The following is a 5,943-nucleotide window of genomic DNA, read 5'->3' as shown; positions in this document are numbered from 1 at the left end:
AGCACACATTCGAAGATATGTTCTATAAAAATCATTGTAAACCGTGGCAGACCGTGGGTTCGTGGTCGATGAGCTGGATGTGTTCCTGAACGAGGCGAGCAGGGCAAATCAATTCATGGAGGGTGCACTCTCCTGCACATCGGCCTCGGACCACGCACTCAGCGGTCGGGTTCTGTTTCACCAGTCGCCGAATAGTGTCACGACGGTCGGAGATGTGGGGTCAGTGCATGCCGACTTTCCCGAGACGCGGAAGCAGGGTTGCTCAAGTACGGGTCGTTTCTTATTGATCATGTGATCAGCCACAACGACTTGCGAGCGCTCGGGTCGCGCAAAGACGTGCTGCTGCTCCTTGCCGGCGGCTGATTCCGTGTGGTTCGTCGCGCGCTGCACCTAGCAGGGGCTCTTTATCCGGACCACACGCACAGCCCAGGGCGGCGACGGGCCTGCTGGCATGTGAATCAGAACGTGATGGATGCATCCATCGGCAGTACGAGGTCGAACCTGGTGCCGCCGGGAACGTTATGCACGCTGGCCTCACCTCGGTGGGCGCTCATGATGCCCTTGACGATCGCGAGCCCGAGCCCGGCACCGCTCGACGGGCCGCCGTGAGCGGGCGGTGTTCGAGCAGGTGAGCCGCGCCATCCGGGCTCAAATACCCTGCCGAGATCGGTGTCAGGGATGCCGCCACCGGCGTCGGTCACCGACACCGACGCGCGCCCTGCCACGAGGTCAACCCTCACGGTGATGGGTGACCCCACCAGGGTGTGCTGGACGGCGTTGACCAGCAGATTACCGACGGCGCGGGAGAGCTCGCGAGGGTCTGCCATGACGACGAGACCGTGACCATGCGGCGCCTCAATACGGATCTCGCGCCCTCGAGAGATCATCTGCAGGTCGGCAACCGTATCGCTGACGATGTCGTACAGCGAGACTTCCTCGAGCGACAGGTGCAGAGTGTCCGAGTCGATCTTCGACAGCTCGAACAGGTCATCGACCATGCTCGACAGCTGGTCGACCTGCACCCGCATCTGGCGATAATAGCGTGGCGGGTCGATGACCATCGAGTCTTCCAGCGCCTCCGCCATGGCCCGGATGCCCGCCAGAGGCGTCCGCAAATCGTGTGAGATCCACGCGACGAGCTCGCGTCTCGACGCCTCGACACTTTCTTCGCGAGCCCGGGATTCAGCGAGCCGAGCACTCGTGGCAACCAGTTCGTCGGCGAGCCGGGTGAACTCTGTGCTGGAATGCTTGCCGGCCGTCTCGACAAGTTCGCCCTCCCCGATGCGCCGGGCGGCGGAGGCAAGAGCCCGGGAGTTGCGCACAACGATAATGCCGAGCATCCCGATCAGCGCCAGTGACACCGCACCCGAGACGGCCGCGACGTTGATGGCGACAGTCAGGTCGTGCTCGGACAGGTACATCTGGTTCGCTGCGCCGATCATGCTCACGACGACCGAAGCAATGGCGGCAAGCATCAGGATGCAGAGCTGCAGAATCAGCGATGATCGCCTGAGCGCGACAATGACCAGCACACTCACACCGCCGATGATAAGGGTTGTCACCAGCGCGGTCAGCGTCACTCCGACGAGGTCAGGCCACGACATCGCTGCCCGCCGTGAATCGATATCCGACACCCCAGACGGTGGTGAGCAGCTGCGGATTGCGGGGATCTGATTCGATCTTCTCGCGCAGTCGCCGCACGTGAACGGTGACGGTGGAGAGGTCGCCGTAGGTCCAGCCCCAGACCGCTTTGAGCAATTCCACCCTGCCGAAAACCTGGTGGGGATGCCTAAGAAAGAAGGCGAGAAGGTCAAACTCGCGCACGGTGAGGGTGAGTTCCGTTCCGGAGGATGAGGCTATTCGCGCGGCCGGATCAAGGGTGAAGGAGCCGCGGGTGATGACCCCCTGCGGGGTGAACTCTCCGATGGAACGCCGCAGTATGGACTGCACTCGCAAGACAAGTTCGCGTGGCGAGAAGGGTTTGGCGAGGTAGTCGTCGGCGCCCGACTCCAGGCCGTGGATCCGGTCATCCTCAGAACCACGAGCGGTGAGCATGATGATGGGCACCGCTCGGTCGAGCCGGATTCGCCGACACACCTCCACCCCATCGATTCCCGGCAACATGCGGTCCAGGACGACGAGGTCGGGTGTCTCACGTTCGACGATGGCAATCGCGGTGACTCCGTCGCTAGCGTTATCGACGATGAAGCCGGCCCGGCGCAGGTAGCTGCTAGCGACCTCGAGCACGGTGGCGTCATCATCCACAACAAGCACTCGGCGATCATGCAGATCGCCATTGCCCGGCAGTGCGGGGGTGTGTTGGGTCACGTTCACAGAATACGACCCACCCGAGCCGGGAGAGGCTCACGCGAGGCTGCCGTCAGTGTTCTGTAAGACTGTGGCCGGCGTCACTCCGGCTCGGCTTACGCTACAGCCCGACCCACTCCGTCGCGCCGTCGGCGAGGTGTTGGCGCTTCCAGATTGGCACGGTGTGCTTGATCAGTTCGACCAGCTTCTCGCAGGCAGCGAAGGCTTCGGCGCGGTGCGGTGCGGCGACGGATGCCACGAGCGCGACATCCCCAACGACCAGCGATCCCGTGCGATGGCCGGCCGCGACCCTCAGCCCCGACTCGGCGGCCACGCCGGCGCAGCACTCCTCGAGGAACCGCTGTGCATCCGGATGCGACTGGTAGTCGAGCGCAGACACGGATTGCCCGTGGTCATGGTCACGGACGATCCCGCGGAAGGTCACGATGGCACCGTTCGCGCTGTCGAGCACGAACGCCTCGAACCTGTCCTGCTCGAGGGGTTCGTCGGAGATGATGGCCAGCACGTCACTCATGGGCGCCGCCTCCGCCGACCTGGGCCACGAGGTGGCCGAGCAGCTTGTCGAGCACGGCGAGGCCGTCTTTCACACCGCCGGTCGAGCCAGGCAGGTTGACGATCACGGTGTCGCCCGCGGTGCCGGCAAGCCCGCGGCTGAGGGCAGCGGTGGGGACGTGCGGCAGCCCACGCGCCCTGATCGCCTCGGCGACGCCGGGCAGCTCGCGGGTGAGTAGCGCCCGGGTGGCATCCGGCGTCTGGTCGGTCGGGCTCATCCCCGTTCCGCCCGTGGTGATGATCACGGCCGGGCAGGTGTCGATGACGCGGCTGAGTTCGGCCGCGACATCAGCGTCGGCGACGACCGAGTGGTCGACGTGGTAGCCGCGTTCGCGGAGCCACTCGGCGATGTGTGGGCCGGTGGTGTCGACTCGAGTGCCCGCAGCCACACCCGTCGAGGCAACGACTACGGCGGCGGTCGAGGGGCGCACCGTTCCGCGACTCTTGCCGCCGCTCTTGCTGGCCAGCCTGATCTCACCCAGGACGGAGTGCGGGTCGACAGCCTTGGTCATGTCGTGCAGGGTGAGCCCGGCGATGGCGACCGCGGTCAGGGCCTCCATTTCGACCCCCGTCTTCCCGGTTGTCGTCGCTGTGGCGGTGATCATGATCGAATTGTCGCCGAACTCGAAATCGACGGTGACCGAATTCAGCGCGAGCTGGTGGCACAGGGGAATCAGCTCACTGGTGCGCTTGGCTCCCTGGATGCCCGCGATCCGCGCGGTCGCGAGCACATCGGCCTTGGGCAGGTCGTCGGCGCGAACCAGCGCGATGACCTGCGCCGTGCTCGAAAACCGGCCCATCGCGGTCGCCGTGCGTTTCGTGACGGCTTTATCGCTCACATCCACCATGCGCGCGCGACCATCGCCGTCGAGGTGGCTGAGTGCGGGGGCGTCGGTCATAGCTCCCATGTTTCCACGGAATCCCCAGCGGCAAGCTCTGTAACCTGCTCCGGGACGATCACCAGCACAGTGGATGCCGCAAGCCCGGCGACCAGGTGCGAGCCGGGCCCCGCCACCAGGGTCACACGCCCTTCGGCATCCGCCCGTCCGCGCAGAAACTGCCGCTTCCCGGCCATGGACGCGGTGCCGGCCGTCAGCGGGCGCCACCGCCGCACCGCCGCCGGCAGCCCGGCGACCTCGCGCAGCAGCGGTGCAACGAATACCTCGAACGACAGTTGTGTGCTGACCGGGTTGCCGGGGAAGCAGATCACGGGCGTGCCCTCGAACACGGCGGTCGCTTGCGGGCCGCCGGGCTGCATGGCGACGTGACCGACCCGTGCGCCGAAGGGTTCCAGCGTCTCGCGCACCACCTCGTAGTCGCCCATCGAGATGCCTCCGGAGGTCAGGATGACGTCGGCCGCGGTGGCCCGGTGCAGGGCCGCAAGCATGGCGTCACGATCGTCGAGTACGTGCGTGCGGAACGTGACGACCCCTCCGGCCGCCCTCACGGCGGCCGCGAGAGCCGTCCCGTTGGAGTCGAACACCTGCCCGAGCACCGGTTCGACGCCGGGCGGGACGAGCTCGGAACCGGTGGTGATCACGGCGACCGTCACCCGGGCCACCACGTCGATCGTGGTCAGGCCGGCGGCGGCGAGGGCGGCGAGGTGGCGGGAGGCCAGCCGCAGCCCGCCCGGCAGCAGCCGGTCTCCGCGGTGGATGTCGCTGCCGGGGTTGCGCACAAAATCGCCGGCCGATCGTGGGCGCGTGATCGTCACGTGGTTGCCGTCCACGGTGGTGTCTTCGACCGGCACCACGGCATCCGCGCCGCGGGGCATGACGCCTCCGGTCATGATGCGCACCGCGGATCCCGGCAGCAGCGGCAGCGGATCACTGGGCCTGGCCGCGATCTCGCCGGCGATCGGGAGGGTGACGGGCAGCGTCGCAAGGTCGGCGGCGACCACGGCGTATCCATCCATCTGGGAGTTTCGAAACAGCGGAAGGTCGACCGGCGACGCGACCGCAGAGGCCGTCACCCGGTCGAGTGCGTCGTCGAGCGGCACCGTCTCTGGACGCGGCATGAGTGCAGGGGCGAGCATCGCGGCGACGAGCGCGGCGTGATCGTCGACGCTGGTGTGAGGCATCAGTACCGCGCCATCGCGGGGTCGAGTTCTTTCGCCCAGGCGTCGATGCCCCCGGCGAGGTGGCTGGTGTCGAAGCCGTGCGAGGCGAGCAGGTCACGGGCGTGCGCCGAGCGAATGCCGTGATGGCAGTAGGCGACGATGGGCGTTGAGCGGTCGAGTTCATCCAGGCGTTCTTCGAGCGAGCCGAGCGGGATGAGCACAGATCCGGGCAGCGACACCAGCTCGGCCTCCCACGGTTCGCGCACGTCGAGCAGCGTGAACGCGCCGCCTCGAACGGCCAGGTCGGCGGGGGCGATGGTGGTTCCGGATGCCCCGCAGAACGCCTCGTAGTCGATCAGCGCGGTGATGGGCGCCGCCGTCGGGTCTCGCGTGAACGCCAGCTCACGGAACGACCCGGCCAGCGCATCCACGACCGTGACTCGACCACTGAGCGTGTCGCCGATGCCGGTGATGAGCTTGATCGCCTCGGTGGCCATGATCGAGCCGATGAGCGCCACCACCGTCGGCAGCACGCCGCCGGCCTCGCACGACAGCACCGAGCCCGGCGGCGGTGGTGTCGGGAACAGGTCGCGGTACCCTGGCCCGCCGGGCATGGCGACGCTGGCCTGCCCGCCGTACTGCGAGACGGAGCCCCACACCACGGGGATGCCGGTGAGCGCGGCGGCATCGCCGACGAGGTATCTCGTGGCAAAATTGTCGCTGCCGTCGAGTACGAGGTCGTATCGTGCGAACAGTTCGAGTGCGGTTGCCGCCGTCAGCCGCTCGGCGACGGCATCGACCCTGGTGTCTGGGTTCAGCGCCGCGACACTGTCGGTGGCGGAGTCGACCTTGCCGCGCCCGATGTCGGCCACGCCGTGGATGAGTTGGCGGTGCAGGTTGCTGAGTTCCACCCGGTCGTCGTCGACGATGCCGATGGTTCCGACGCCGGCGGCGGCCAGGGACGGGATCACGCTGCTGCCGAGACCACCAGCCCCAATCACCAG

At 67.0% G+C, this 5,943-nt stretch carries 6 protein-coding genes; all 6 read right to left on the bottom strand.

Features of this window, described 5'->3' with window-relative positions:
* Window positions 1-458 precede the first annotated feature (458 nt).
* Window positions 459-1,604, bottom strand: a complete 1,146-nt coding sequence (locus tag RMN95_RS10115) for a HAMP domain-containing sensor histidine kinase (protein ID WP_309616796.1) — start codon at window positions 1,602-1,604, stop codon at window positions 459-461.
* A complete protein-coding gene (locus RMN95_RS10110) occupies window positions 1,591-2,334 on the bottom strand; it encodes a response regulator (RefSeq protein ID WP_397545143.1) in 744 nt (247 codons plus the stop codon). Before RMN95_RS10110 ends, RMN95_RS10115 begins: the two co-directional genes overlap by 14 nt.
* A 94-nt stretch (window positions 2,335-2,428) precedes the next feature.
* On the bottom strand, window positions 2,429-2,842 hold the full coding sequence (locus RMN95_RS10105; protein WP_309616794.1) for a molybdenum cofactor biosynthesis protein MoaE: 414 nt from the start codon (window positions 2,840-2,842) through the stop codon (window positions 2,429-2,431).
* Window positions 2,835-3,779 (bottom strand): bifunctional molybdenum cofactor biosynthesis protein MoaC/MoaB, encoded by a 945-nt coding sequence (gene moaCB, locus RMN95_RS10100; RefSeq protein WP_309616793.1) that lies wholly within the window; start codon window positions 3,777-3,779, stop codon window positions 2,835-2,837. Before moaCB ends, RMN95_RS10105 begins: the two co-directional genes overlap by 8 nt.
* Complete coding sequence (gene glp / locus RMN95_RS10095) at window positions 3,776-4,960, bottom strand: gephyrin-like molybdotransferase Glp (protein WP_309616792.1); 1,185 nt, start codon at window positions 4,958-4,960, stop codon at window positions 3,776-3,778. Before glp ends, moaCB begins: the two co-directional genes overlap by 4 nt.
* Window positions 4,960-5,943: ThiF family adenylyltransferase (locus RMN95_RS10090; RefSeq protein WP_309616791.1), on the bottom strand; the 984-nt coding region annotated here is incomplete at its 5' end. The genes RMN95_RS10090 and glp, both read right to left, overlap by 1 nt.

Origin of the sequence: Salinibacterium sp., from assembly GCF_031364185.1 — a bacterium.
Taxonomy (GTDB): Bacteria; Actinomycetota; Actinomycetes; order Actinomycetales; family Microbacteriaceae; genus Rhodoglobus.
This window is presented reverse-complemented; position numbering and strand designations above follow the sequence as displayed.